This is a genomic window from Marinomonas sp. (assembly GCF_965225885.1).
GTDB lineage: Bacteria > Pseudomonadota > Gammaproteobacteria > Pseudomonadales > Marinomonadaceae > Marinomonas.
The window spans coordinates 4269733-4294530 of the sequence record NZ_OZ245329.1 but is presented as its reverse complement, the minus strand read 5'-3'; the positions used below and the strand labels follow the sequence as shown (position 1 = coordinate 4294530).

25 protein-coding genes are annotated in these 24798 nt (G+C 43.5%); 14 read left to right on the top strand and 11 right to left on the bottom strand.

The annotated features are described in order from the left end of the window. Nucleotides 1-4: 4 nt before the first annotated feature. Together ACO05V_RS20530 and ACO05V_RS20525 are read right to left on the bottom strand one after the other, a co-directional pair. Nucleotides 5-1018, bottom strand: coding sequence for an alpha/beta hydrolase (locus ACO05V_RS20530; protein WP_421855984.1), 1014 nt, complete (start codon nt 1016-1018; stop codon nt 5-7). Between the two features lie 18 nt (nt 1019-1036). Then, nucleotides 1037-1324, bottom strand: a complete 288-nt coding sequence (locus tag ACO05V_RS20525) for an HlyU family transcriptional regulator (RefSeq protein ID WP_421855982.1) — start codon at nt 1322-1324, stop codon at nt 1037-1039. Between the two features lie 160 nt (nt 1325-1484). Here ACO05V_RS20525 and ACO05V_RS20520 point away from each other — a divergent pair, with 160 nt between their 5' ends. The 10 genes from ACO05V_RS20520 (at nt 1485) to ACO05V_RS20475 (ending at nt 11412) form a co-directional block, all read left to right on the top strand. Continuing rightward, nucleotides 1485-2474 (top strand): LacI family DNA-binding transcriptional regulator, encoded by a 990-nt coding sequence (locus ACO05V_RS20520; protein WP_421855980.1) that lies wholly within the window; start codon nt 1485-1487, stop codon nt 2472-2474. 213 nt (nt 2475-2687) lie between these two features. After that, nucleotides 2688-3881 (top strand): ABC transporter substrate-binding protein, encoded by a 1194-nt coding sequence (locus ACO05V_RS20515; protein ID WP_421855978.1) that lies wholly within the window; start codon nt 2688-2690, stop codon nt 3879-3881. A gap of 117 nt (nt 3882-3998) precedes the next feature. Then, complete coding sequence (locus ACO05V_RS20510; protein WP_421855976.1) at nt 3999-4916, top strand: carbohydrate ABC transporter permease; 918 nt, start codon at nt 3999-4001, stop codon at nt 4914-4916. A 9-nt stretch (nt 4917-4925) separates the two neighbouring features. Further along, a complete protein-coding gene (locus ACO05V_RS20505; protein ID WP_421855974.1) occupies nt 4926-5819 on the top strand; it encodes a carbohydrate ABC transporter permease in 894 nt (297 codons plus the stop codon). A 3-nt stretch (nt 5820-5822) separates the two neighbouring features. Continuing rightward, nucleotides 5823-6896 (top strand): ABC transporter ATP-binding protein, encoded by a 1074-nt coding sequence (locus tag ACO05V_RS20500; protein WP_421855972.1) that lies wholly within the window; start codon nt 5823-5825, stop codon nt 6894-6896. A gap of 48 nt (nt 6897-6944) precedes the next feature. Beyond that, nucleotides 6945-7709 carry a sugar phosphate isomerase/epimerase family protein gene (locus ACO05V_RS20495; protein ID WP_421855970.1) on the top strand — a complete coding sequence of 255 codons (765 nt, stop codon included), beginning with the start codon at nt 6945-6947 and terminating at the stop codon, nt 7707-7709. Continuing rightward, nucleotides 7706-8845 (top strand): Gfo/Idh/MocA family protein, encoded by a 1140-nt coding sequence (locus tag ACO05V_RS20490; protein ID WP_421855968.1) that lies wholly within the window; start codon nt 7706-7708, stop codon nt 8843-8845. Before ACO05V_RS20495 ends, ACO05V_RS20490 begins: the two co-directional genes overlap by 4 nt. A gap of 9 nt (nt 8846-8854) precedes the next feature. After that, nucleotides 8855-9910, top strand: a complete 1056-nt coding sequence (locus ACO05V_RS20485; RefSeq protein WP_421855966.1) for a sugar phosphate isomerase/epimerase family protein — start codon at nt 8855-8857, stop codon at nt 9908-9910. A 15-nt stretch (nt 9911-9925) separates the two neighbouring features. Next, nucleotides 9926-11074 (top strand): Gfo/Idh/MocA family protein, encoded by a 1149-nt coding sequence (locus ACO05V_RS20480; RefSeq protein ID WP_421855964.1) that lies wholly within the window; start codon nt 9926-9928, stop codon nt 11072-11074. A 116-nt stretch (nt 11075-11190) separates the two neighbouring features. After that, nucleotides 11191-11412: a VF530 family DNA-binding protein gene (locus tag ACO05V_RS20475; protein ID WP_421855962.1), complete on the top strand. Its 222-nt coding sequence runs from the start codon at nt 11191-11193 to the stop codon at nt 11410-11412. Here the strand turns inward: ACO05V_RS20475 and ACO05V_RS20470 are convergent. From ACO05V_RS20470 to ACO05V_RS20460, 3 genes are all read right to left on the bottom strand, one after another. Further along, a complete protein-coding gene (locus ACO05V_RS20470; protein ID WP_421855960.1) occupies nt 11409-12407 on the bottom strand; it encodes a GGDEF domain-containing protein in 999 nt (332 codons plus the stop codon). The two genes, ACO05V_RS20475 and ACO05V_RS20470, sit on opposite strands and share 4 nt — an antisense overlap. Before the next feature lie 58 nt (nt 12408-12465). Then, on the bottom strand, nt 12466-13518 hold the full coding sequence (locus ACO05V_RS20465; protein ID WP_421855958.1) for a GGDEF domain-containing protein: 1053 nt from the start codon (nt 13516-13518) through the stop codon (nt 12466-12468). An 82-nt stretch (nt 13519-13600) separates the two neighbouring features. Then, a complete protein-coding gene (locus ACO05V_RS20460) occupies nt 13601-14077 on the bottom strand; it encodes an NYN domain-containing protein (RefSeq protein WP_421855956.1) in 477 nt (158 codons plus the stop codon). Between the two features lie 168 nt (nt 14078-14245). Between ACO05V_RS20460 and ACO05V_RS20455 the strand changes: the two genes are divergently transcribed. Further along, a complete protein-coding gene (locus ACO05V_RS20455) occupies nt 14246-14623 on the top strand; it encodes a DUF4870 family protein (protein ID WP_421855954.1) in 378 nt (125 codons plus the stop codon). 54 nt (nt 14624-14677) lie between these two features. Here ACO05V_RS20455 and ACO05V_RS20450 read toward each other — a convergent pair whose 3' ends face one another. Next, the gene (locus ACO05V_RS20450) at nt 14678-15607 is read right to left on the bottom strand and encodes a hypothetical protein (RefSeq protein WP_421855952.1); all 930 of its coding nucleotides are present in this window, start codon (nt 15605-15607) and stop codon (nt 14678-14680) included. 184 nt (nt 15608-15791) lie between these two features. Between ACO05V_RS20450 and ACO05V_RS20445 the strand changes: the two genes are divergently transcribed. Then, a complete protein-coding gene (locus ACO05V_RS20445; RefSeq protein ID WP_421855950.1) occupies nt 15792-17105 on the top strand; it encodes a ribonuclease J in 1314 nt (437 codons plus the stop codon). Nucleotides 17106-17111: 6 nt separating this feature from the next. Here the strand turns inward: ACO05V_RS20445 and epmB are convergent, their stop codons facing one another. Beyond that, nucleotides 17112-18128 (bottom strand): EF-P beta-lysylation protein EpmB, encoded by a 1017-nt coding sequence (epmB, locus tag ACO05V_RS20440; protein ID WP_421855948.1) that lies wholly within the window; start codon nt 18126-18128, stop codon nt 17112-17114. A 214-nt stretch (nt 18129-18342) separates the two neighbouring features. Here epmB and efp point away from each other — a divergent pair, with 214 nt between their 5' ends. Next, nucleotides 18343-18918, top strand: coding sequence for an elongation factor P (gene efp / locus ACO05V_RS20435; protein WP_012068618.1), 576 nt, complete (start codon nt 18343-18345; stop codon nt 18916-18918). A gap of 224 nt (nt 18919-19142) precedes the next feature. Here efp and ACO05V_RS20430 read toward each other — a convergent pair whose 3' ends face one another. The 3 genes from ACO05V_RS20430 to ACO05V_RS20420 all read right to left on the bottom strand — a co-directional run bounded on the left by ACO05V_RS20430 (nt 19143) and on the right by ACO05V_RS20420 (nt 22647). Further along, the gene (locus ACO05V_RS20430) at nt 19143-20402 is read right to left on the bottom strand and encodes a serine hydrolase domain-containing protein (RefSeq protein WP_421855946.1); all 1260 of its coding nucleotides are present in this window, start codon (nt 20400-20402) and stop codon (nt 19143-19145) included. 111 nt (nt 20403-20513) lie between these two features. After that, nucleotides 20514-21692: a helix-turn-helix transcriptional regulator gene (locus tag ACO05V_RS20425; RefSeq protein ID WP_421855944.1), complete on the bottom strand. Its 1179-nt coding sequence runs from the start codon at nt 21690-21692 to the stop codon at nt 20514-20516. A 514-nt stretch (nt 21693-22206) separates the two neighbouring features. Further along, complete coding sequence (locus tag ACO05V_RS20420) at nt 22207-22647, bottom strand: DoxX family protein (RefSeq protein WP_421855942.1); 441 nt, start codon at nt 22645-22647, stop codon at nt 22207-22209. A 264-nt stretch (nt 22648-22911) separates the two neighbouring features. On the opposite strand from ACO05V_RS20420, the gene ACO05V_RS20415 reads away from it, so the two are divergent. Then, a complete protein-coding gene (locus ACO05V_RS20415; protein ID WP_421855940.1) occupies nt 22912-23640 on the top strand; it encodes an SDR family oxidoreductase in 729 nt (242 codons plus the stop codon). A 72-nt stretch (nt 23641-23712) separates the two neighbouring features. On the opposite strand, the gene ACO05V_RS20410 is transcribed toward ACO05V_RS20415, so the two are convergent. Further along, complete coding sequence (locus tag ACO05V_RS20410) at nt 23713-24705, bottom strand: NADP-dependent oxidoreductase (protein WP_421855938.1); 993 nt, start codon at nt 24703-24705, stop codon at nt 23713-23715. Nucleotides 24706-24798 lie beyond the last annotated feature (93 nt).

Genomic DNA, 24798 nt, shown 5'->3' with positions numbered 1-24798 from the left:
CAGTTTATGGCTTCTGATCTAACTGTTCTAGCCATTGAGTCATCGCCGATAAATAAGTCGTGCGAGCGGGTTGGTGAGACAAATACAAGTCATGGAAACCTTGTGGAATGCTCGCTTGTGTGAGGTTCGAGAAGGTTTTTTGGGCGGCTTGTTGCATGCTATTAACGTCTAACACGCCATCGCCTTGTTGTATTTCTTCAACTGTGCGTTTTCCGATGGTGCTGATTTCAGAATGGCACATCAGCGTTGGAATATCGAGGTGTTGATTGGCAAGATTACGCTGCGCAACAATCACTTCTCTTAACCAATGGAAAGATAAATCAAAGCCTTTCGAGGGTTTCCAATCTAATCGGTAATCCCATTCACCACCAAAGACGGTATGCAGCGATTTTGAATAAATATTGATTTTTCTTGCTCGTAAATACGAAAACGGCAGTAAAGACACCAAAACCCGAACTGGCCAACTGACGTAATTTAAGACAGCTGGTGGGAAAGGCAGGGCGAGAAATGGACTGTTGAGCATCAATCCGATCACTTCAGGAAACGCTTTGTTATAATGACTTTCTCGTTCAGGCAAAGCGTAAGGTTGTGCCAAATAAGTTGATGTGACTAAGCCGCCAGTGGAATGCCCGAGTATGACGACTTTATCCACGCCATCTTGTTTTATGGTTGCCAAGGCAATGTCTAAATCTTGCCCATATTGTTCAATGGATTCGCACCAGTTTGGCGGCGTTGACGGTCGGATAGAGCGACCGTAACCTTGTAAATCCAAGGCATAGAAGCGATAGCCAAGAGCAACAAAGTGCTCGGCTAAACCGATCTGAAAGAAATAGTCAGTATAACCATGCACGTACAAAATGGCTTTTGTCGCATCTGAGTTACCGACATGGTGAATTAGCGTGGTGTGGACTTGGCTTTTCGGGCCCGCAAAGGAAAAAGTGCGGGCACGAAAGTCGGCACCCAATAGGTCTTCACATTCGTCAACTTGTTGCCAGTGTTGCCCTATTGGTGTGCTCATTATATTTCTTCCTTCGTATTAGCCGAAAATATTATCACCCAGTTGATCAATCGTAAGCTTGGCTTTGCGTAATGTTATTTCGATACATTCATCGCGGCTTGGCATTAGGTCAGAGCGAATAAAATTGTGAGTTTTTTGTGCCTCACCTTCACCCTTGGTGATGGTGGCAGCCACTCTGTATTGACCGCCATCTTTCATCGGCGCTGGAATTATTGAAAAACCTTTGTGCTCTACGACGTCTTCAGTTTTTTCTGGTGCGCTTTCGCCACCTGCAAATAGCCCTTTAAGGCTAGATAAGATACCCATGCAATTGTCCTCCTGTAGTTTTCGCTATTTTTCGGGGATTTGTTGTAATAGTCAAATGCCGTCGTATTATTTATTTTAATCAGTTACAGAATTACCACAGGATAATCGTCCTGTCGAAGTATAATAAATCTTTGACGTTTTCTTTTCCTAGGATATCAGTTTGAAAAAAACGATAAGCACTATTAATCAAGTTGCATCACTTGCTGGGGTTTCTAAGGCGACGGTTTCTCGTGTATTAAGCGGCACCACACCAGTGAAAGATGAAACGAAAAACAGAGTGATGGCTGCGGTCGATAAGCTTTCTTACAGCCCTAATCAGGCGGCTCGTTCGCTTGCTAGTAAAAAAACCTACACGATTGGTTTGGTGGCATCTCGTATTGATACGGCTTATTACGGACCAGCGGCAAGTGGGGTTGAAAAAGCCTTACGTGGTGGCGATAGGCACGTCATTATTGCCAGTGGTAACGGGACTTTGGAAGGTGAACGTGAGGCTGTCGATTTTTTGATTAAACGTCAGGTCGATGCTCTGGTGTTAATTACGAACTTTTTGCCGGAAGAGGAAATTTTTCAGATTCATCTTCGTTGCCCTGTTTTTGTTTTAAACCAAACCTTTCCGGGTGGTGAAGATCATCATATTTCTTTTGACAATTTCGCTGGTGGTGAGATGGCGACTCAGTATCTTATTGATAAAGGTCATCGGAAAATCGCGACAGTCACCGGGCCATTATGGAAACACGATGCTTATCAACGTTATTTAGGTTGCCAAAAAGCGCTGCAAAAAGCGGATTTATCTCTGCATTGCCAGCTTGAAGGAAATTTCAGTGCGAATTCAGGGATGGCTCAGATGGAGTCTATTCTGGCACTTGAAGATCGGCCAACAGGAATCTTCTTTGCCAATGACATTATGGCGATGGGAGCACTGCATGTCTGTGCTCAACAAGGTATTAGAGTACCAGAAGATATTGCCATTATAGGTTTTGATGACCTTGATATGTCGAAGTATTATTCCCCGAGTATTACCACCATAAAACTGCCTTTGTATGACATGGCGGAAGCCGCGGCTTATCTGCTTTTGAATACGATATATGGCACAAAACATCCAATTAAACATACCTTTTCCCCTCAATTGGTTATTCGTCAGTCGGCTTAACACCAATCCTTCTATTGTTCAAAAATTAATTAAAAAATATTGACGGGGGAACATTATTGTCTAATATTTGTTCATGAAAGCGGTTTCATTCCAAGTTTTACCGTTTTCATCTCAAATCTTTCGTAAGGAGGTTTTGAGGACAAAAACCCAATAGAGGATAAAAATAATATGATGGGTAAAAAACTGTTCGCTGCCACAATTGGGGCAGGATTTATGAGTGTGTCAGTCCAAGCGGCTGATGTTGAAGTGATTCATTGGTGGACATCTGGCGGCGAACAAAAAGCCGTCACCGTGTTAGCCGAAGAATTTAATAAACTTGGCAAAGATAAGTGGGTCGATACTGCTGTCGCACTAGGCGAAAATGCACGAGCACTTACCATGCAGCGTATTCTTGGTGGCGATGCACCGGGCGCAGCACAATTCAATACTTCTCGTCAGTTTGAAGAATTGATTGAAGAAGGTCTTCTCCTTGATCTAACTCCTGTTGCTGAAAAAGAAGGTTGGAAAAGCTTTATTCGGCCTTCCAGCATTTTAAATCCATGTCTGAAAGACGGTGGTATTTACTGTGTGCCAGTTAATATACATTCCAACCAATGGCTCTGGACCAATAAAAAAGTGTTTGCCGATGTTGGTGTAAAAGAACCGAGTACGTGGGAAGAGTTTTTAACGGTTGCCCCTAAAATCCAAGCGGCAGGTTATATTCCTTTGGCATTTGGTGGACAAGGTTGGCAGGAACGTCATGTGTTCGATGTGGTTCTTATTGGCGTGACAGATGAAAAATTTTGGAACCGTTTATGGAAAGATAAAAGCGTGGAGGCAGCAGGCAGTGATCAAATGCGCAAAGTATTTGAGACATTTGGTGCGTTAAGACAATTTACCGATACTGGTTCGCCGGGCCGGAATTGGAATGATGCCACTAACATGGTCATCACGGGTAAAGCCGCTGCACAAGTGATGGGTGACTGGGCTCGTGGCGAGTTTGCTGCGGCAGGAAAAGTCGCCGAAGTAGATTACGGCTGTATTCCCGGTCCTGCCAAACGTCCTTCTCTGACGCTGGGCGGTGATGCGTTTATCTTCCCTAAATCCTCGGATAAAGATCTTGAAGCGGCACAAATGAAATTGGCTTCTATGATGCTGAGTCCTTATATTCAAGCAAAATTCAACAATACCAAAGGTTCTTTGCCGGTACGGGCTGATGTCGACTTAAGTGTGGCGGATGCTTGCATGAAAAAAGGCCTAGCCCTGTTGGATGATCCCAAAGCCACTATTACGCCTGCTAATGCCTATATAACCGAAGACACAAACGGGCAAATACAAGATCTCGTCTCTACTTTTTGGAATGAGCCAAGTATGTCTGTCGACAATGCGCTGAAAAATTTCAAAGGCATTATCGAAGACGCTGAATAATCTTGGTGAATGAATGACCGCCAGTCAGTTGTACCTAGTTAAAAACACTTAGATGTAAATGTGTAGGTGAATGGCTGGGGCTGGCGGTCAATTCTTGCGTTTCAAAAGGAGTTTAAGATGGAAGAGACTATGGCTACTTCAGCAAAAGTGTCTACACCGAGACGAGCAAAACGCGTTCAACTTTCTTCGTTGTTAGCAAGCACGCCTATGGCGATTGTTGCCATTGGTGTGTTCGTTGTTTGTGTCGGTTATTCAGTGGTGCTTTCGTTCACGAAATCGCGCTTGTTTCCTAATTTCAACTGGGTTGGATTGGATCAATATGAACGCCTATGGGGAACCTCCCGATGGGTCGTGTCTGTCGAAAACTTATTTCTGTACGGAGTGCTATTTATTGCCCTGTGTTTAATCTCGGGCTTTTTTATGGCGGTCTTTTTAGATCAAAAAGTCCGTTTTGAAAGTGGTTTTCGTACTCTATTTCTTTATCCCTATGCCATGTCCTTGGTAGTAACGGGTTTGGTGTGGCAATGGATGATGGAACCTTCTCTTGGTATTCAAAATGTTGTTCAGCGCATGGGCTGGGAGTCTTTTGAGTTCGCTCCTTTAGTGAGCTCGGAATACGCCATTTATGGGGTATTAATTGCCGCCGTTTGGCAGTCGTCTGGGCTAGTTATGGCTCTGATGTTGGCGGGTTTACGTGGTATTGATGGCGAAATCTGGAAAGCGGCTCGCGTGGATGGCATTCCAACATGGAGGACCTACCTCTTTATCGTTCTGCCAATGATGCGACCAGTGATGATTACCTCCGTCGTATTACTCGCCGTTGGTGTTGTGCGAGTGTATGACCTGATTGTCGCGCAAACCGGTGGCGGCCCAGGTATGTCGACTGAAATGCCTGCGAAGTTCGTTATTGATCATATTACGGCCCGTGGCAACGTGGGTTTAGGGATGGCGGCGGCGACCATGATGTTGCTCCCTGTTCTCTTGGTTATTGGTCCTTGGATTTATCGCGAATATGTTCGCCCAGCGAAGCATTAGGAGTCGATCATGGAACAGATTCAATTAACTGGCCCACAAGGGCCGAAGCCGAAAAAGACAACTGTCTCGCGGCTTGGTGTTTATGCCTTTTTATTCAGTGCGGCGATTTTCTTTTGTATTCCTTTGTATGTGATGTTGATTACTTCCATGAAGGGAATGCCGGAGATTCGTCTTGGAGAGCTTTTCTCTTTGCCAGCTGATCCAAACTTTGCCGCATGGGTGAAAGCGTGGGGGGAAGCTTGTACCGGTGTTGAGTGTAACGGTATTCAAGCGGGCTTTTGGAACTCAGTGATGATCACTATTCCGAGTGTGGCGATTTCTATTATCCTAGGCTCTATCAATGGCTACGCTTTGTCTTTTTGGCGTTTTAAAGGCTCAAATTTATTGTTTGGTCTTTTACTGTTTGGCGCCTTTGTGCCTTTTCAAGTAGTGATCTTTCCGCTGATCATTTTTCTTCGCGAGGTTGGTCTTTATGGTTCTTTAACGGGGATTATTTTGATTCACACCATCTTTGGTATGCCGATCATGACCTTATTATTCCGCAATTATTTTTCATCGTTACCGGATGAATTATTTAAAGCTGCGCGAGTAGATGGCGCAAATTTTTGGCAGATCTTCTTTCAAATTATGATGCCGTTATCCATTCCTGTGACGGTAGTGGCGGTAATTTTACAGACTACTGGGATTTGGAATGACTACTTATTGGGGCTGATCTTTGCGGGTCGAGATAATCTGCCGATGACGGTGCAGCTAAACAACATTGTGGCCACCACATTTGGGGTGCGTGAATACAACGTAAACATGGCAGCGACGATTCTAACGGCTCTGGTGCCGTTGGCAATTTACCTGTTGTCTGGCAAATATTTTGTGCGTGGCATTGCGGCTGGCGCGGTAAAGGGGTAAACGATGAACAGTGTATCTATTAAAGAGTTGGATCTTAAATACCAAGAAGCACACGTTTTAAAACATCTTAACCTTGATATTAAAAAAGGCGAGTTTTTGGTTTTGCTTGGCTCTTCAGGTTGTGGAAAATCTACTTTGCTGAATTGCATCGCTGGCTTGTTGGATATTACGGCTGGGCAGATTTGGATCAACGAGCGCAATGTGACGTGGGAAGAGCCCAAAGATCGCGGTATTGGCATGGTTTTCCAGTCTTATGCCTTGTATCCGCAAATGACGGTAGAAAAGAATTTGTCCTTTGGTCTGAAAGTAAAAGGCATGGCAAAAGATGAGATTCGTGAACGCGTGGATCGTGCGGCGAAGATTCTACAGATCGAGCCATTATTAGATCGTAAACCATCGGAGTTGTCTGGTGGACAGCGCCAACGGGTGGCAATAGGTCGAGCGCTAGTGCGAGATGTGGAGGTTTTCTTATTCGATGAGCCTTTGTCAAATTTGGATGCCAAGTTACGCGCAGATTTACGGGTAGAAATAAAACGTCTGCATCAAAAGCTTAAAAATACCATGGTGTATGTGACTCACGATCAAGTGGAAGCGCTTACCTTGGCGGATCGAATTGCCATCATGAAAGACGGCGAAATCCAGCAGCTCAGCACACCAGCCGATATTTATCATAAACCTTGTAATCTGTTTGTCGCGCAATTCATCGGCTCGCCAAGTATGAACCTGTTGGAAGGCCGTATCGTTGGAGAAAATTTTGTTTATCAAGATTACCGCGTCAATTTGATGGGGTACGAATTTGTCGATCAAGGTGATCATGACGAGTCGGCTTATTTGGGTATTCGTCCTGAGCATTTGGCGCTTGAACCTCGTGATGGCTATGTGCATTTAGCCTCTGCCAAGATTGATATCTTAGAGCCAATGGGCGACGAAACTATTGTTTGGTTTGATTTTATGGATCGTAAGTGGTCAGTAAAAGTACATGGAGATCATCAGCTTACATGGGATGGGGAAGTCGAAATATATCTTGATCCGAAAAAAGCCCACCTCTTTTCGAAACAAAATGAATTGCGGCTCTAGCCGAAAATTTAAACGACATTTTACTAATAAAAACAAAAAGGAAGTGACATGAACGAATTTTCATTTCAACTCTACAGTGCCCGCAATACGACTTCTCTTGATGAAGTATTTGGCCTTTTACACCAAGTAGGTTATCAGCAAGTGGAAGGATACGGCGGTTTATACGGCCAATTGGATGAGCTGAAAAGCTTATTAGCAAAACACCAGTTAACCATGCCAACCGGACATTTTGATCTGGCGATGCTGGAAAACAATATTCAGCAGGCTTTGTATATTGCGAAGACGCTGAATATGCACACGATTATTTGTCCTTTTATTATGCCTGACCAACGTCCAGATAGCGCACAAGGCTGGTTTGAACTAGGGCAGCGGTTAGAAGCGATTAGAGAAAGAACCATCAATGCTGGTTTTGAATTTGGCTGGCATAATCATAATTTTGAATTTGAACCTTTAGCGGATGGTTCTTTGCCCATGACGCAGATTTTAGCAGGTGGGCCAAATGTTAAGTGGGAAATGGATGTGTCGTGGGTGGTTAAGGGTGGGCAAGATCCGGCTGAATGGTTAATCAAGTATCGTGATCGTATTTGTGCGGTGCATTTAAAAGACATCGCGCCTGAAGGAGAATGCCAAGACGAAGATGGTTGGGCTGACTTTACCTATGGAACATTGCCTTGGCGCGAATGGTGGCCTGTGGTACGTGCAACACCAGCGAATGCGTTTGTAATGGAGCATGATAACCCTAATGATTTATCACGTTTTGCCAATCGCGCGTTAACGGGAGCAAAAGCCTTACTAAAAGGAGCAACAGCATGAAAACTATTTTGAATGTTGGATTGATTGGTTGCGGTAATATTTCGGACAGTTATTTTTCTTTAGCACCACAATTTTGTGGTTTTAAGATTGTGGCCTGTGCGGATTTAAATACTGAACTTGCGGCAATGAAAGCGCAAAAGTATGGCATTGAGTCTCGTAGCGTTGATGATTTATTAGCGTCTGAAGACATTGATATTGTTGTTAATTTAACCATTCCCGCGGCACATTATACGGTGAGTATGCAGGCGCTTGAAGCTGGTAAGCATGTTTACTCAGAAAAGCCTTTGGTTTTGAGCCTTGAAGACGGCCAAAAAATGAAAGCGCTTTCATTAAAAAAAGAACGTAAAGTAGGCAGTGCGCCAGATACTTTTATGGGCGGCTCTCATCAGTTTGCCCGGCATTTATTAGATAAGGGGGAAATTGGCGAGGTGTATTCTGGTACGTGTCATGTGATGAGCGCTGGAATGGAAAGTTGGCATCCTAATCCAGACTTCTTTTTTAAAAAAGGTGGCGGTCCCATTCTTGATTTAGGGCCTTATTACATTGCAAACTTGATTCAATTATTAGGGCCTGTTGAATCCGTGATGGCGAAAACATCGATTCCACGTAAGCAACGTAAGATCACCAGCCAACCAAGGTCTGGTGATATGATAGAGGTAGAAACGCCGACGACGATTCATGCTATTTTGACCTTTAAAAATGGTGCGGTTATTACTTTGGGAGCAAGTTGGGATGTGCAAGCGCATCAACACTTCCATATGGAACTATACGGCAGTAAAGGTTCTATGTACTTGCCCGATCCTAACTTTTTTGGCGGAAAGGTTACGCTGATTCAAGATGGTCGTGAAACGCCATTGAAAGTTTGGGATCATCCGTTTGGTGTGCCAAATCAAATCCATGGCGAGATAGCAAAGGCAAATTATCGTACTGCTGGTTTGGCAGAAATGGTGATGGCGATACATATGGGGCGTGATCATATGTGTTCGCTAGATAGAGCCTTGCATGGTGTGGAAGTGATGACGGCCATTTTGGCGTCAGGAGAGAGTGGGCAATCCATTAAGATGACCACTCATTGTGATCGCCCACGAGCGCTCGACCCTGAGGCTGCTAAAGCCTTGCTTGCAGCCTGTTTTTAGGAGGACATTATGAAGACAATAAAAGGACCTGCCATTTTTTTGGCACAGTTCGTGGGCGATGAAGCCCCTTTCAATAGTTTCGATGCAATTTGTGGCTGGGTCGCCTCATTAGGTTATAAAGGCGTGCAAGTGCCCACGTGGGACAAGCGTTTGATTGACCTTGAACGGGCGGCAAATAGCCAAGATTATTGTGACGAGCTGATTGCTACGGCAGCGAAACACGGCGTGGAGATTTCGGAATTATCCACGCATTTACAAGGTCAGCTGGTGGCGGTGCATCCAGCCTACGACGAGGCCTTTGATGGCTTTGCTGACCCAAGTGTTAGAGGCAACCCAAAGGCACGCCAAGCGTGGGCGGTGGAGCAGCTTAAAATGGCCGCCAAAGCGTCAAAGCGCCTTGGCTTGGCTGCACATGCGACTTTCTCCGGCGCCTTAGCATGGCCATATTTTTACCCTTGGCCACAGCGTCCAGCGGGATTAGTGGAAGAAGCGTTTGCAGAATTAGGGCGACGCTGGAAGCCGATTCTTGATGCCTTTGATGAGGCTGGCGTCGATCTTTGTTACGAAATTCATCCCGGTGAAGACCTTCACGATGGTGTGACCTTTGAGCGTTTTCTTGAGGAAGTTGATCATCATCCACGGGCGAATATTCTTTATGATCCGAGCCATTTTGTACTACAGCATTTGGATTATTTAGCCTTTATTGATCATTACCACGAGCGCATCAAAATGTTCCATGTGAAAGACGCAGAGCTGAATTTAAATGGCAAATGCGGCGTTTATGGTGGTTTCCAAAATTGGGTGGATCGCCCTGGGCGTTTTCGTTCTATTGGTGATGGGCAAGTAGACTTCAAAGGCATTTTTTCCAAACTGACGGCGTATGACTTTGCGGGTTGGGCGGTATTGGAATGGGAATGTTGTTTGAAACATCCTGAAGATGGCGCTCGCGAAGGCGCACAATATATTCAAGATTTTATTATCCGCGTGACGGATAAAGCCTTTGATGATTTTGCTGACAGCGGTGTAGATGCACAGGCAAATCGTCGTATGTTGGGATTGAACTAATTTAGAGAGTAAAAAATGGCTATAGAACAAGAAAACACGTCAAAGCGCCGGTTGCGCCTTGGTATGGTCGGTGGCGGTGAAGGCGCGTTTATAGGCGAAGTGCATCGTTTTGCGGCTCGTCTTGATGACCATTATGAGTTGGTGGCTGGGGCGTTATCGAGCCAGCAAGAGAAATCTGATCGTTCCGCAAAAGCCCTTGGTATTGCTCGATCTTATGTGGATTTTGAAGAGATGGCACGTCAGGAAAGTGAGCGAGAAGATGGCATTGAGGTGGTGTCCATCGTCACGCCGAATCACCTTCACGCTTCCATTGCAGAGGCTTTCTTAGCCAAAGGCATTCACGTTATTTGTGATAAACCTTTGACGGCAACCTTGGATCAAGCCGAAGAGTTATTAGCGAAAGCCAAACATTACCAAGCCCAATTTTTACTGACTCATAATTATTCTGCCTATCCCATGGTTCGTGAGGCGAGAGCCATGGTGAAATCGGGTATGTTGGGTGACATTCGCTCTATCCAAGTGGAATACGCTCAAGACTGGTTAACAGAACCGTTAGAGCGAGAAGGCAACAAACAAGCGGCTTGGCGCTCTGATCCCAGTCAGTCAGGCATTGCTGGCTGTGTCGGTGATATTGGCAGTCATGCTTATCAGTTGGCGTGTTTTGTGGCTGACACTCAGGCAAAAGAAGTTTTGGCAGATTTGTCTAGTTGGGGAAAAGGGCGTCAGCTCGACGATGAGGCGAACATTTTGATTCGTTTTAACAATGGTGCCAAAGGGCATTTGTGGGCGAGCCAAGTGGCTCCGGGCAATGAAAACGGTCTGCGCTTGAGGATATATGGCGATAAAGCGGGGTTAGAATGGTCTCAGGAATCGCCGAATGAACTGGTTTTTTCACCGGTGGGTTTGCCTTGTCAAAGCCTGCGCCGAGGTAATGCCTATTTGAGCAAAGCGGCGGCCAGTGCATCGCGTATTCCATCCGGTCATCCAGAAGGATATTTAGAAGCGTTTGCGAATTTGTATCGAGAGTTTGCAGAGCAGCTACTTGCATCAACTCCTAATTCTGATTTGCCGACATTGGCAACGGGTTTACATGGAATGCGGTTTATTACCGCAAGTGTTTATTCGAGCCAAAATAATAACCTTTGGGTTCCGGTTGATGGTTAGCTAAAAGTGATTTTAAGTATAAAACCGGATCAAGCCGCATTATGTTTAAGCGGCTTTTTTCGGCTTGCTGTATACTCTTGGCTAAATTGCTAATTGAGTCATAGGAATAAATAGATATGGTCGGAACACAGGCGAATAACCCTTTGCATGGAGTTAAGCTGGAAAAAGTAGTCACGGATCTAGTTGAACATTACGGTTGGGAAGAGTTGGCCATTCGTATCAATATTAATTGTTTCAAAAGTGACCCATCGGTGAAGTCGAGCTTGAAATTTCTGCGCAAAACACCTTGGGCGAGAGACAAGGTTGAGGCGCTATTTTTGGAAACCTTTAGTAGCTAACGACAGACTTTATTTCGTCCTTCGTGTTTAGCTTGGTAAAGTTTTTGATCCGCAGCGCGAAGGAAATCGGTAAATTCATGCTCCGGCCGTAATGAGCTAATACCAATGCTCACAGTGAGTTTGATGGGTTCGTTGTGGCTGAAAAATATTCCTAGCTCTATTGCCTTTCTGACTTTTTCAGCCTGTTCGTGGGCTGTTTCATCACTGATGTCTTTCAATAGAATTACAAACTCTTCGCCACCTAAACGATATATTTCCTTTACTTGAATGGATTGCATAAGCAGATCTGCAACTTTAGTAAGTACAGTGTCGCCAATATCATGACCATGCTTATCATTGATATTTTTGAAGTGATCAATATCAATGATAAGCATGTGTATGCTTTCAAAATTTTTGTGAAAAGCTCGAAAATCGGCTTTTAGAGCATGACGGTTTTGTAGGTCAGTTAAATCGTCTTGCAACGCAAGAGAATGTAGGAGAACACTGGTTTTTTGACGTTGTACTTCGTAGATATGACATACAAGCCAAATAGAACAATAGACCAAGGTAAAGTTGAACACCGTTCTATAAGGCATGAATATAGTCGTATCAGTACGAAAAAATATCACTACCGCAGACAGCAGTACAATAATCGCACTAAAAATAAAACCTTTTCTTAAGCCAAATAAACTGTAGTACCAAAAAGGTAAGGCGAGACCCCAATAGGTTGCTCCTGCCACCAGTTCCATGATGGCGATAGAGAGTAAAATGTTGGTAGTTAACATCGTCATCAGAGCATATTTATGCCAAGGTCGGTAAAGGTTGTTTGATGACTTATAAAAGCAATAGCCACCAAATACGGCGACTGTTAGCTGAATGACACCGATGCCAAATTTTTGCAGAATAGTCATGTTTAGTAAAAAATAGACGCTGTTCAATACACAAATTAAGGCGCTTAACCATTTATGGAATTCCTCTGGCGACACAGAGGAATGAGGATAACGTCGAGTATTCATTGAAAAATTCGCTTAAAAGCAATAGGTGTAAAAGAATCGCGGATCGTAAATCGAGACACTAAACAGCCTCTGTAACACTTATCGATCCATAATGGACTAAATTGCGCCCTTTATTCTTGGCGGAGTAAAGGTTTTTGTCTGCATTGCGTAAAAACTCCCGGAAGGATTGTCCCTTTTTGAGTTGTGCGATGCCAATGCTGACTGTAATTTTAATGCTTTGTTGATGAGTTCTAAAAACAGCATTTTCAACTTCTTTGCGGACCATTTCAGCAAAATCAAAGGCTTGGGTTTGAGTGTAATTTTTTAAGGTAACAAGAAACTCTTCTCCGCCAATGCGATAAACGTGATCACTATTCATAAAAAAGTGCAGTAACTCTGTCATTTCAATGAGTACTGAGTCGCCAACATCATGCCCAAACTCATCATTGACTTTTTTGAAGTGGTCAATATCTATGACTAATAAACAGGTTTCCTCTTGTTCTTCTTCCTGAAAAGGATCTATAGGCGCTTTATTGAAATCGTTAAAAAATAGTTTTAATGCATGGCGATTTTGCGCGCCAGTAAGTGGATCTTTAAAGGCCATTTTCTCTAATAATTGGTTACTTTTGGCGTATTGTGTTTCATATAAATAACAAATAGCGTAGGACAAAAAGTAGGCTAAAACGAAGTTAAGAACGGATCGGTAGGGAATGAGATTATCGGTATCTGATTTAATAAATAAAATAGTAAGAACAGGTATGGATAAAACAATGGTGTAGACAAGCCCAAGTTTTGGGCCTGCTAAAAGGCAATATAGCGGAGGTAAAATAAGAAACCAGTAGATAGAACCCGCTCTTAAATCCGCAAAGTAAAAGGCATAAATGACAGATGCAGTTACTGAGAAAATCAACATGTAATTATGCCATTGGTGTATTTTTCCTTGCTGAGCGGCTCTAAACATATATAGGTTCAATAAGCCCAAAATAGCGTCTATAGCACCGATTGTAGTTTGGTTTAAGATAACGATATTAAGAAAGCAAAAAAAGAGCATGATGACAGCTGTGGCTAGGCTTAGCCATTTATGTAAGGTGTCTCTTGTTTCTAATAATAAGAAGTTTGTTTGAGTTGTCATTTCGTCACTTTCTGTATATAAAATAATCAGTAAGGATTCTTAAGGGCACATATTCTCTCTTAAAAATATAGACGAGTTTTATCTATTTAAGTAACAATTTGTTACCGATGGTAGTAAAGGAATCTGCGGCATTGATTAATGACTGAGCCGTTAAGGGTTCAACACCATAAACCTCTACTCTGGTTTGATATTTTTCTCTGAGAGTCTTTGCGAGAATATCGAAATCGCCGTCACCAGAAAGCAAAACAAGTACATCACTGTCTTTGCCGTGCTCTATGCCATCGATGGCTATACCCACATCCCAGTCGCCTTTTGCAGATCCATCGGAGCGCTGAATAAAAGGCTTTAATTTCACTTCAAAGCCAATCGCCCGTAATATATTTTGAAACTGACGCTGTTTTTCATCGCCTCTGTCTATGGCGTAAGCGATGGCCTTTACGACATGTCGACCTTCTGTCGCTTGTTGCCAAAACGTGTTGTAGTCGAAAGACCGTCCAAATGCTTGTTTCGTGGTGTAATAGACATTTTGAACATCGACTAAAATCGTCACATTTGTCATGGTATTCCTAGGCGCTATGATTGAAAAAACAGTGTGGTAAATGAACACGTTACAAGTATTCGCATTGAAAAGAAATCATAAAACTGAATAAGACGAGGGCGATAATTTTAAAAGCATCCCCATTATGCTTATTAGACAAAAATTTATTGAATAACGGAGTGCTTATATATGTCCGGGTTTGAACCAGATAATCGACTTAGACCGCTAACACCACGAGAAGAAAACGCAAAAAGCAATGTTGTGATAGCTTATATTTTTATGCTACTGGGAATTTTCACGGGCGTCTTTTGGTTTATCGGTGCCATTTGGGCCATGGTAAAAGCTGACGAAGCTCGTGGAACATTTTTTGAAGATCACTACGCCAATATTATTGGTACGTTTTGGTGGGGGATTTTTTGGAGCGTAATTGGTGTGATACTGGCGTTCTTTTTTATTGGTTATATTTTGTTGTTTTGCGTTTGGATTTGGTCGATTTTCAGAATGGTAAAAGGCATTGCTAGAGCAACGTCTAATCAGTCTTATCGAGAAATGTTTAATCCTTTTTAGATTCCTAATGGCTTTTACAGCCCAGCGTAGAGGCACTTGGGCTGCAGTGAATGGTTAGTTGTTTGATAACGTCATGTTACTGTCTTTATAAAGCGTGCCTTCGTTCATCATTAATGCGAGCTCTTTTAGACTGATAGCCGAAGCAGGTTGTACAACTAGGCTCAGTTTTTCAGGTTTCATAAAAAACGCTAGTATCGTCTCGGCAATGTGTTCTGCTTCGTTAGAGTCGGCTGGTGCAAACCTCAATGCTTGGCTCACGTATTTTAGCCCGTTTAACTGGGAGGCTCTTGAATCTCGCAAAATAGCCGATTTAGGAAACAAATGAGCGATCAATCCCGACTCTTCAAATTTTACCTCCAAAGAATGTAGCTCAATGGCTTTACCATAGATAATGGGCAGCGCCTCAGGTTGACCTAATGCAAAAGACGCGATGATATCAGAACGCAGATCAGACATGACGATGCTGCGATCCAGTACGTTGATGTTAGAAGACAGATCGAGCTTGCCAATATCCTTTATGTCCAGTTTGAATCGAGACGAGACTTTTTCACCTTCAACTTTGGAAGTGAAAGAGCCCTTTCCTAGCAATGTATCGATGCCAATACCGCGCATTAGGTGTCTTGTATCACGAGACAAGCTGTCTATTGGGCTTTCTTGAATCCAAAAATCCACATCTAAATCAGGATATTTGATTGGGTAGCTATTAAACGAAATTCTAGCGAAGCGTACCCAAGGCGCATTTTCATTACCAAAGCTGACATTTTCGAGAGAAGGCGTCAAAGTGAATGGATTAAGATGAACGCTTTCATAGTGAACAAATGGAGCTAAACCAGAAAGGTCGAGTTGTTCTTGAATTTTGTCTTCGGCGTATTGTGCGCCAAAGCGCTGAACCAGGTAGATGACAAAAATAGCCGCACAGGATAGCAAAATAAAGTAGGTGATGGCTTTGCCAAGAGTATTTTGAAGCTTCGGAGAGATGTTCAATTTTAAATCCATTGATAAATAACAGTGTTTATTAAAGAAGGACAAAAGCGTTTCGTCCGATTTCTAAGCTGAGATATTATCGGAAAGTGCGTACCATAGACACACAACGGTCAATTTTTCTGTTTCGATTCACAAGGAGTGCGTTATTTCATCTTTGATTCCCTCGCAAGAGGATTTATGGTTTTTGCCTTTAGGTGGCACCGGCGAAATTGGCATGAACATGAACCTTTATGGTCATGACGGCCAATGGTTGATGGTGGATTGTGGTGTTTCCTTCAATGAACCGTTAGCGCCTGATGATTTGCGGACTTCTGAGATTGTTTGCGCCGACCCACGTTTTATCACCGAGCAAAAAGAACGTTTAGCTGGCATTGTGATCACTCACGCTCATGAAGATCATGTGGGCGCTTTGCCTTTTTTGTGGCGGCGTTTCAAATGCCCTGTTTATACCACGGCTTTTACCGCAGAGGTTTTGCGCCGTAAGTTGGTTCAAGTGGGTTTGACCGATCAAGTGCCGATTATTGAAGTGAAAGAAAACGAAACCAAAAAAATTGGCGTGTTTAATGTTAAATGGTTGGGACTGACGCATTCGGTGCCAGAACCTTATGCGATGACCATAGACACACCAGCTGGTCGTATCTTTCATACGGGTGATTGGAAAATCGATAAAAAGCCGATTTTGGGTGATGCGTTTTCTCCCGCAGCCTTTCAAGCATTAGCCAAAGAAAACATTCTCGCTATGGTGTGTGATTCAACGAACGCGCTAAAAGATGGTTTCTCGCCATCTGAAAGTGATTGTTATCAGGGCTTATTAAAAACCATTGAAGCAGAAAAGAACCGTGTCGTTGTGGGTTGTTTCAGCAGTAATGTCGCGCGTTTAGTAGCATTAGGAAAAGTCGCAAAAGAAACTGGTCGTTATCTTGCCTTGATCGGAAGATCGCTGACAAACATGGTTAGCGCTGCCCGAGTGACAGGTCATTGGCCGGATGATTTACCTATTATCGACGCGGCACATCTTGGTTATTTGCCAAGAGAAGAAGTATTGGCGGTGGTCACAGGAAGCCAAGGGGAGCCAAGGGCAACCTTGAACCGACTCGCCGCCGATAACTGCTTTGATTTGAGTCTTGAAGCCGATGATTTGGTGATTTTCAGTTCCATGCGAATTCCGGGTAATGAGCTAGCCATAGACAGATTAGCCGAACAATTTAAAGGTCGGAAAATCCGTACCTTGCAAGCTCATGAAACGGACTTAACCATTCATGTTAGTGGTCATCCTTGCCGAGAAGAGCTTAAGCAGCTTTATACTTGGGTGCAACCGCAATTGGCGATTCCAGTTCATGGTGAGCCGAAACATTTGGATGCTAACGCGGACGTGGCGAAACTCAGTCACGTACCAGATCAGTTAATCGGTCGAAATGGCGACTTATACCAGCTAGCGCCAAACGTAAGTATTCGACGTCAGCAAGTAAAAGTCGGTCGTATTGCGCTGCTTAGATAAAGCGAATCAGTCCCCAAGTAGTGGAGCAAACACGCTTTTTGCAGGCTTGCCGGGGATTTCTTTGGCGAGCCTTGGCACTAAATAACCTGGCAATTCAGCGGCGACTTTTCCCATCAAGCGTTGCGCATCTTCGATGGAAATATCAAAGTGTGCCGCGCCCTCTACCGGATCTAGCGTGAACATGTAGTAAGGCAAAATTCCTGCATCAAACACGGCTTCGCTCAAATTGACTTGAGCGTCTACCGAATCGTTAACGCCTTTTAATAGAACACCTTGGTTGAGCAAGGTAACGCCCGCTCTTTTCAGTTTATAAGCTGCCTGAGCCAGTTCTTCGTCCATTTCATTGGCATGATTAATGTGCCACACCATGACGATGTCGAGGCGACTCGACTTGATCCACGCCAACATGTCGTCGCAAACACGGTCTGGAATTACCACAGGCAAACGTGAATGAATGCGCAGGCGCTTTATTTGCGGTAAAGCATCAAGCTTACGGACTTTATCAGCGAGCAAGCTGTCTTTCATCATCAAGGGGTCGCCACCACTTAAGATCACTTCATTGACTTCTGGATGTGCTGTTAGATAGTCGATTACCGAGTCCCATTCCGCTTGTGCCAATTGATTGTCGCCATAAGGAAAATGACGACGGAAGCAGTAACGGCAATTTACCGCACAAGTACCCGTCGTGATCACCAATAAACGGCGTTTGTATTTATGTACGATGGCTTTTTGCGGATTGTGGTCGGCTTCTTCCAAAGGGTCTTTTGTATACCCCGCCACTTTTTGCATTTCAGCAAGACTGGGCAATACCTGCAACAGGAGCGGGTCATGAGCATTACCGTATTCAATGCGCGACAAATAAGGGCGAGGTACCAATAATTTGAAGTTCTGATGCGCCTCTATGCCTTGTTGAGCAAGGTCTTTTGGTAGTCCTAAATGCTCAATTAATTCAGGCAAGGAGGTGAGTGCCTGTGACAGGTGTTGGGACCAGCTTAAATTGTTCTTTGTTTGAATAGGGATCACGTCAAATATCTGCAAAATTGTGTTGTTTTAGGTTATGATTGCGCCAACTTATTTTGGCCTACTCGGCCAGTGGCTCTCAGAGATCTTTGCAAACGCTCTTTTTACTTGTCTATTTAGCGGTTCTAAATGACATAAAAAGAAGTTTGCAGAGATCTTGGGACTGACATGATACGCCAGTCAGAGCCTTTTCTCTAAAAATATACTGTGAGGATGTATGGCTAATATTTCTACCAGCGAAATGCGCAGCGGTTCTAAAGTAATGGTCGACGGTGATCCATGTGCGATTATTGACAACGAACACGTTAAACCAGGTAAAGGTCAAGCCTTTAACCGCATCAAGCTGCGTAACCTAAAAACCGGCCGTGTTTGGGAACGTACCTTTAAATCGGGCGATACCCTAGAAACTGCGGATGTTATGGACACCGATATGGAGTACTTGTACACCGACGGTGAGTTCTGGCACTTCATGGCGGTGGATGGTTCTTTCGAACAACACGCAGCAGATGAAACCGCGGTAGGTGACACGATTAAGTGGCTTAAAGAGCAAGAAAAATACGTTGTAACTTTATACAACGGTGCGCCATTGGCGGTTGCTGCTCCTAACTTCATCGAGCTTGAAGTAAAAGAAACTGACCCAGGTGTGAAAGGCGATACAGCGAATGGCGGTTCTAAACCTGCTTTCTTGGTGACTGGTGCTATGGTTCGAGTTCCACTGTTTATCAACATCGGTGAAGTACTTCGTGTTGATACTCGTACCGGTGAATACGTTTCTCGCGCTACAGGCAAATAATTCCTGAACTAGCGAAATGAATATTAAAGCCCTCGATAGGAAACTATCGGGGGCTTTTTTGGTTTCGGAATTAGGTTAGGTCTAGGCTTTTGAGTAGTCTGAGCAATTTAGGCATAGTTATGAGTGCCTGGTAGGAAAAGTTAATTTAAAAAAATAAGAAGTTATGATGAACTGGGTGTGCATCATAACTTCTTAATAAAAGGGAGGTTTACAAGGACTGAAATCTATTTAGCTGGTTTCCATTTAGCTGCTTTATCGAAGAAGTTAAGTGTTTCAACTTCTGCAACATCCATTTGGTCTTGAGGGAAGTAGCTCATTTTTACGATTACCGTGTTTTCTTTTTGATTCACGTAAATGAACTGACCCTGCAAGCCCATTGCGGAGTAAGCGTCAGTATTTGGTAGTGTCCACCATTGGTAGCCGTAACCACCTAGTTTTGGATCTTCTTTGTCGACTGGAGACGTGGATAATTTAACCCACTCAGGCGACACAATTTGCTTGCCGTTAATTTTGCCATTATGCAGCATTAATTGACCCACACGAGCAAAGTCGCGAGCTGTCGCATTGAAACCAGCACCAGTAAATTCACGACCAACACCTGGTTGTCCATCCATAATGAAGAAACCGTTCGATTCAGCGCCTAGTGGTTCCCATAAGTGTTGTTGCATGTAAGAGGCTACATTGCTACCACCACTAACGCGTTCTAGTAAAAGTCCTAAAACCGCTGTATCAATGGTTTTATAAGCGAAGAAAGTGCCTGGCTCATGAAGGCGTTTAATGGTTTTTGCTGGTTCAACAAAGCGTGCAACGTTTTTAACCAAGGCCAAAATATGGTTTTTTGCTGCTACGCCAGGATTGGCAAAGTCATAACGCTCTTCGTAATCTACACCGGATTTCATGGCCAATATTTGGCGAATAGACACGCCTTTATAAGCGCCTCCTGACAATTCCGGTAAATAAGTCGTGATATCGTCGTCTAATGATTTAATACGGCCTTCTTCAAGGGCGACACCAACCAAGATAGAAATCACGGATTTGGTCATTGACCAAGCCATGAAGTGCGTATTCTGGTTGCTGTTGTTACGATAATTTTCATAGACGATCTTGTCATCTTTGAGGATGATCATTGCATTGGTGTAAGTTCGGTCTAAGAATTGTTCTGGCGTGTAACTTTTACCTTCGTATTCGTAGGTAAAGTCTAACTTTTTATCATTGCGAACAAATGGGGTGACGTTTCCAGAATGACCGACTTGGCGAGTAGTGAATAACGTATCCATTGAACGAAATGTTAGCGCGTTAACATCGCCATCCAGCATTGCCCAGCGTAGGTTCTGTATTGCAACAGGTACTTCCGATACAGGACCAACTGCAGCGACCAATGGATCAACCTCTGAAACGGCTTGAGCCGCCATTGGCAACATAGCGATGGAGGAAAGTAAGCTAGCGTTCATAAAACATTGCACGGTTTTTATTTTTTTTTGCATGTTCGTCTCTCTCATTTTGATTAACGTTTTGTTTGGCAATTGTTTGCCTTCAAAACAAATAATGATCACTTCACCATAAGTTGTCATATCCCAAATAGGATACAAACAGATCTATAAACGATTGATTTTGTGCGATAGCAACTCATTCTGTAATTGGTTCACGTGAGGAAGTATCGAAGACCACAAGGTTTTAACCAGCTCTGGCTGACGTGTAACGCCCATTTTAGAGAAAATGCTTTTTAACTGTATACGGGCAGTACCGACAGAAATACCTTTATCATTGGAATACTCCGTTAAAGAAAAACCATTGGCTAAGGCGCTGGCCAGTTTGACTTCTGCAGGCGTCAGACCAAACAAACGGCCGATATTGTGATCTGAAAGCGCAACTTCACTGTGACTGTTCGACAAAAATAAAGCGAAAGTCAGAGGTTGCTTTGATTGTAATAACTCTACTGATTGGGTTGATGCAATCGGTGTGAGCAAAAGTTGTATGGGGCAAGACTGATACTCGCCAATTCTAGAAAGAGGGTAAGAGGTGCACTCTGTCGGAGAAAGTGTCTGTTGGAGCAGATGGAAAAAAATATCTCGGTCAGCTTTGTGATGAAAACGTAATTCGTTATCGATTAAATCAAGATAATCTGCCTCCGCAATAATGGCTACTGCGCTGTTATTATGCCAGCTTACTTTGCCATATTGATTAATCAGCATGATGCCAGTGGTGAGCTTATCGGCGGTTTGCTTAATGATCGTATTGTTGGTTGATAAAGCCTGAAATTGATCATGCAACAGAATGGTTTGTTGTATATGCGGTGCAAGTAATTGGAGTAGTTGCTCGCTGTTTGCATCGAATGGGCGAGAATCGCCATGTTTTCGGTGAGCAATTAGATTGAGATAGCGAGTTGGTGATATTTTCATTTCTAATGAAATGGCTAACCCTAATCCTGCTTGAGCAAGTCGCTTCTGGAAATTTTGGAATCTTGGGCAATTACTGGAAAAACGTTCTTCATCCCGAATAATGCTTAGATGATCGGTGAAATCATAATCGAGACGAGGGTTGTCACAATTATTGACCCATTTATCGTGCAGATCGGCATTGATGATCGACTGAGAGTCACGCATTAGCCACACTTCGGCAAGATTATAATCGTCCGACACTTCATAAATCTGTGCTGCAATGCTTTCGACTTCTAATTTTTCACGTAGCTCATCAAGAATGCTGGTCCACCGTTGCGGGTGTTGTACGCAACTGTAGATCTTAGGCAAAAGTTGATTTAAAAAACTTTCAATCATGATGGCCTCCGTGTTTTTACACAGGTAGGTGCCAGTATTTTCCTTAAGGAGTGATCAGTTCGCTGTCAGCAAGATAGCGGCTGTATTTCCTTAAGCGTAGATCGGTTTTAGGCACTTTGTTTATTATTTTTTGGGTGCGATCTCTTTAGAAGATACCCTATAGAATTATTAAAGAGAAGTATTGTTTACAAAATAAACTATTTATATTTGTGATTATTATTCTTTATGACATTGATGTTTTTTTTATCGTAAAGGTAAGACATTGTTCCTGAATCAATTTTGCTATGTCGATAACCTTTCTACGAAAAAGCCCCGATATTTTTAGTACCGAGGCTTTTAGATCGCTTTTAGCAAGGGCATGGTCTAAAAGCCTGTATTCTTTGTTGATCTCCTCGAAAATAGAACCACTATTCACATTCGGTACTCGCCTCGAATAACAGGCTTTTATCCACATGCTGAGGCAAGAGAACTTGTTCGCACCTTTCCAAGCATTACCGTTCAGCCAAGAAAATGACTATTTAGTAGAAATTGCTTTATCAACGGAGAAAGAGCCAGCACCGCTGAATACCAAAGAAACAGTCACAACTAAAAGTGTTAGTGCGTATTCGTAGCCGCCGTTTGACATAAACAAACCGTTGGAAATATGTACAGAGAAAATAGCCATTAGCATAGTGAAAGCGATAACCGCAGACGCTGGACGAACCAATAAGCCAATAACTAAGGCCAGTCCACCGAAAAATTCTGCGCTGCCTGCTAAAAGCGCCATTAGATAACCAGGCTCTAGACCAATAGATGCCATCCACTGACCAGTGCCTTCTAGACCACCACCGCCAAAAGAACCGAACAGTTTTTGTGCACCATGCGCCATTAGAATTAGACCCACTGGAATGCGCAAAATCGTGCTCGCAATACCGGAAGTCGTGTTAGTGATTGTTTGAATTAAAGATGATTTCATTTTTATTTACCTTTGTGTTTTGTGGGGAACTTAATATGTAAGCACTATATATAAAAAAAATAGAATAAGGTAACGGAGTATTTTGAGCCTAATCATCAAAAAAATTGAACATCCTTGAAAAGGTTATTTATTCGACGAATTTTGTCAAAAGATACCAATTTGGCTTAGTTATGCGCAAAAAAGTAGCAGAGTTGGTGTGTGTTGCGGTGTTAGCTTGTTGTTATATCAATTTTTATCAATCAATAACAATAAGCAGGATAAAACATGTCAAAAGCATTAATAGGAAAAGTCGCCGTCGTCACTGGTGGCGCGTCAGGAATAGGTCTTGCTAGCGTTGAAGGTATGTTAGCTGAAGGAGCCCAAGTTGTTATCGTTGACCGTGATGAGGCAGCGCTACAAGCCTTGCAAGACAAACATGGCGACGCGGTAATGACTCTTGCTGTGGATTTGTTGGATCCCGCTGCTTGCTCGGCGATGGTCCCGCGGATTTTAGAAAAAACCAAGGTGATCGATATTTTCCACGCCAATGCGGGTTTGTATGTGGGCGGTGATTTAGTTGATGCTGATAACGACGCCATAGATCGAATGTTGAACCTGAATATTAATGTGGTTATCAAGAACGTACGTGATGTTTTACCACACATGATTGAACGAGGTGTGGGCGATATTTTAATAACCAGTTCGTTAGCGGGTCATTTCCCGACGCCTTGGGAACCTGTTTATGCATCGTCAAAATGGGCGATGAATTGTTTTGTGCAAACTGTGCGCAGGCAAGTCAGCAAGCATGGTATTCGTGTCGGCTCGGTGTCTCCTGGCCCAGTTATTACCTCTTTGTTATCCGATTGGCCAGCGGAGAAACTCGCAGAAGCCAAGGCAAAAGGTAGCTTGATGGAAGCCAGCGATGTGGCTGAAGCTCTTATCTTTATGCTTACACGTCCGCGTCATGTGACAATTCGGGATGTGGTGATGCTTCCATCACAATTTGATTTATAACTAGAAACCATTACACACATGCTGCGCTCACAGCTTCGTGTAATGGTTTCTCTACGTTATTCTGTTGACGCTTTACAGCTTAACAATCAGCTTGCCGGTATTTTTACCTTCAAATAATAAGTTAATGCCAGTGGTGGCGCTTTCGATTCCTTCAATAATGTGGGCGCGATATTTTAATTCGCCTTTTCCTAGCATGGCGCCTAGTGCTTGGCCGTATTCAGGGATGCGATGGAAATGATCTGGCATGGTGAAGCCTTGGATAGTCAGACGGCGTTTGATGATACCAACCCAACTTGGTCCGGGCGCTGGCTCGGCTTTTTGATAGTCAGCAATTAAACCACACACGGCAATGCGACCATGAGGGTTCATACGTTCGAAGATCGGGCCTTGTGCCACGCCGCCGGTATTCTCAAAGAAAAGATCGATGCCATTTGGTGTGGCTTGTGTCAATTGCTCGACAAAGTCGGCGTCTTTGTAATTAACCGCATGATTAAAACCAAGTTCTTTGGTCAACCATTGGCATTTCTCATCCGAACCAGCCACACCAACAACGGTTAAACCAAGGTTTTTCGCCATTTGACCCACAAGAGAGCCAACTGAGCCTGCTGCTGCGGTAACAATAATCGTCTGACCTGCTTCAGGTTTTAGCACTTCAAACACACCGTGATACGCAGTAATGCCGGGTAGAGCTATAACCGATAAAATCGCTTCGGCAGGTAATTCTTTTGGAATGACGTTCAAGCCATTGCCATCACTGATTGCATACTCAGTCAAACCCATAAGTCCCATGACGCGTGCGCCAACAGGGAATCGTTCATTGTTCGATTCAACCACTTCACCTATGCCACTGGCGCGCATGGTGTCGCCTAGTTTTACTGGCGGAATGTAGCTATTTTCATCAGGGCTCATCCAGCCACGCATAGCAGGGTCTAAAGAAAGGTGAGAGAGTTTCACTAAGACTTCGCCTTCAGCGGGCGTTGGGATATCTTGAGTAACAATGTTGAAGACATCTGCGGTGATTTCTAACTCAGGACGTTTTATTAGCTTTACGGAGCGGTAAGACATATCAAATATTCCTCTTAATGTTTGCCTAGATAGTTGGGGGCGCTTTTATTGATCTAAAGGTTAGGATTAAAGGAGTAAATGTGCAAACGGCTG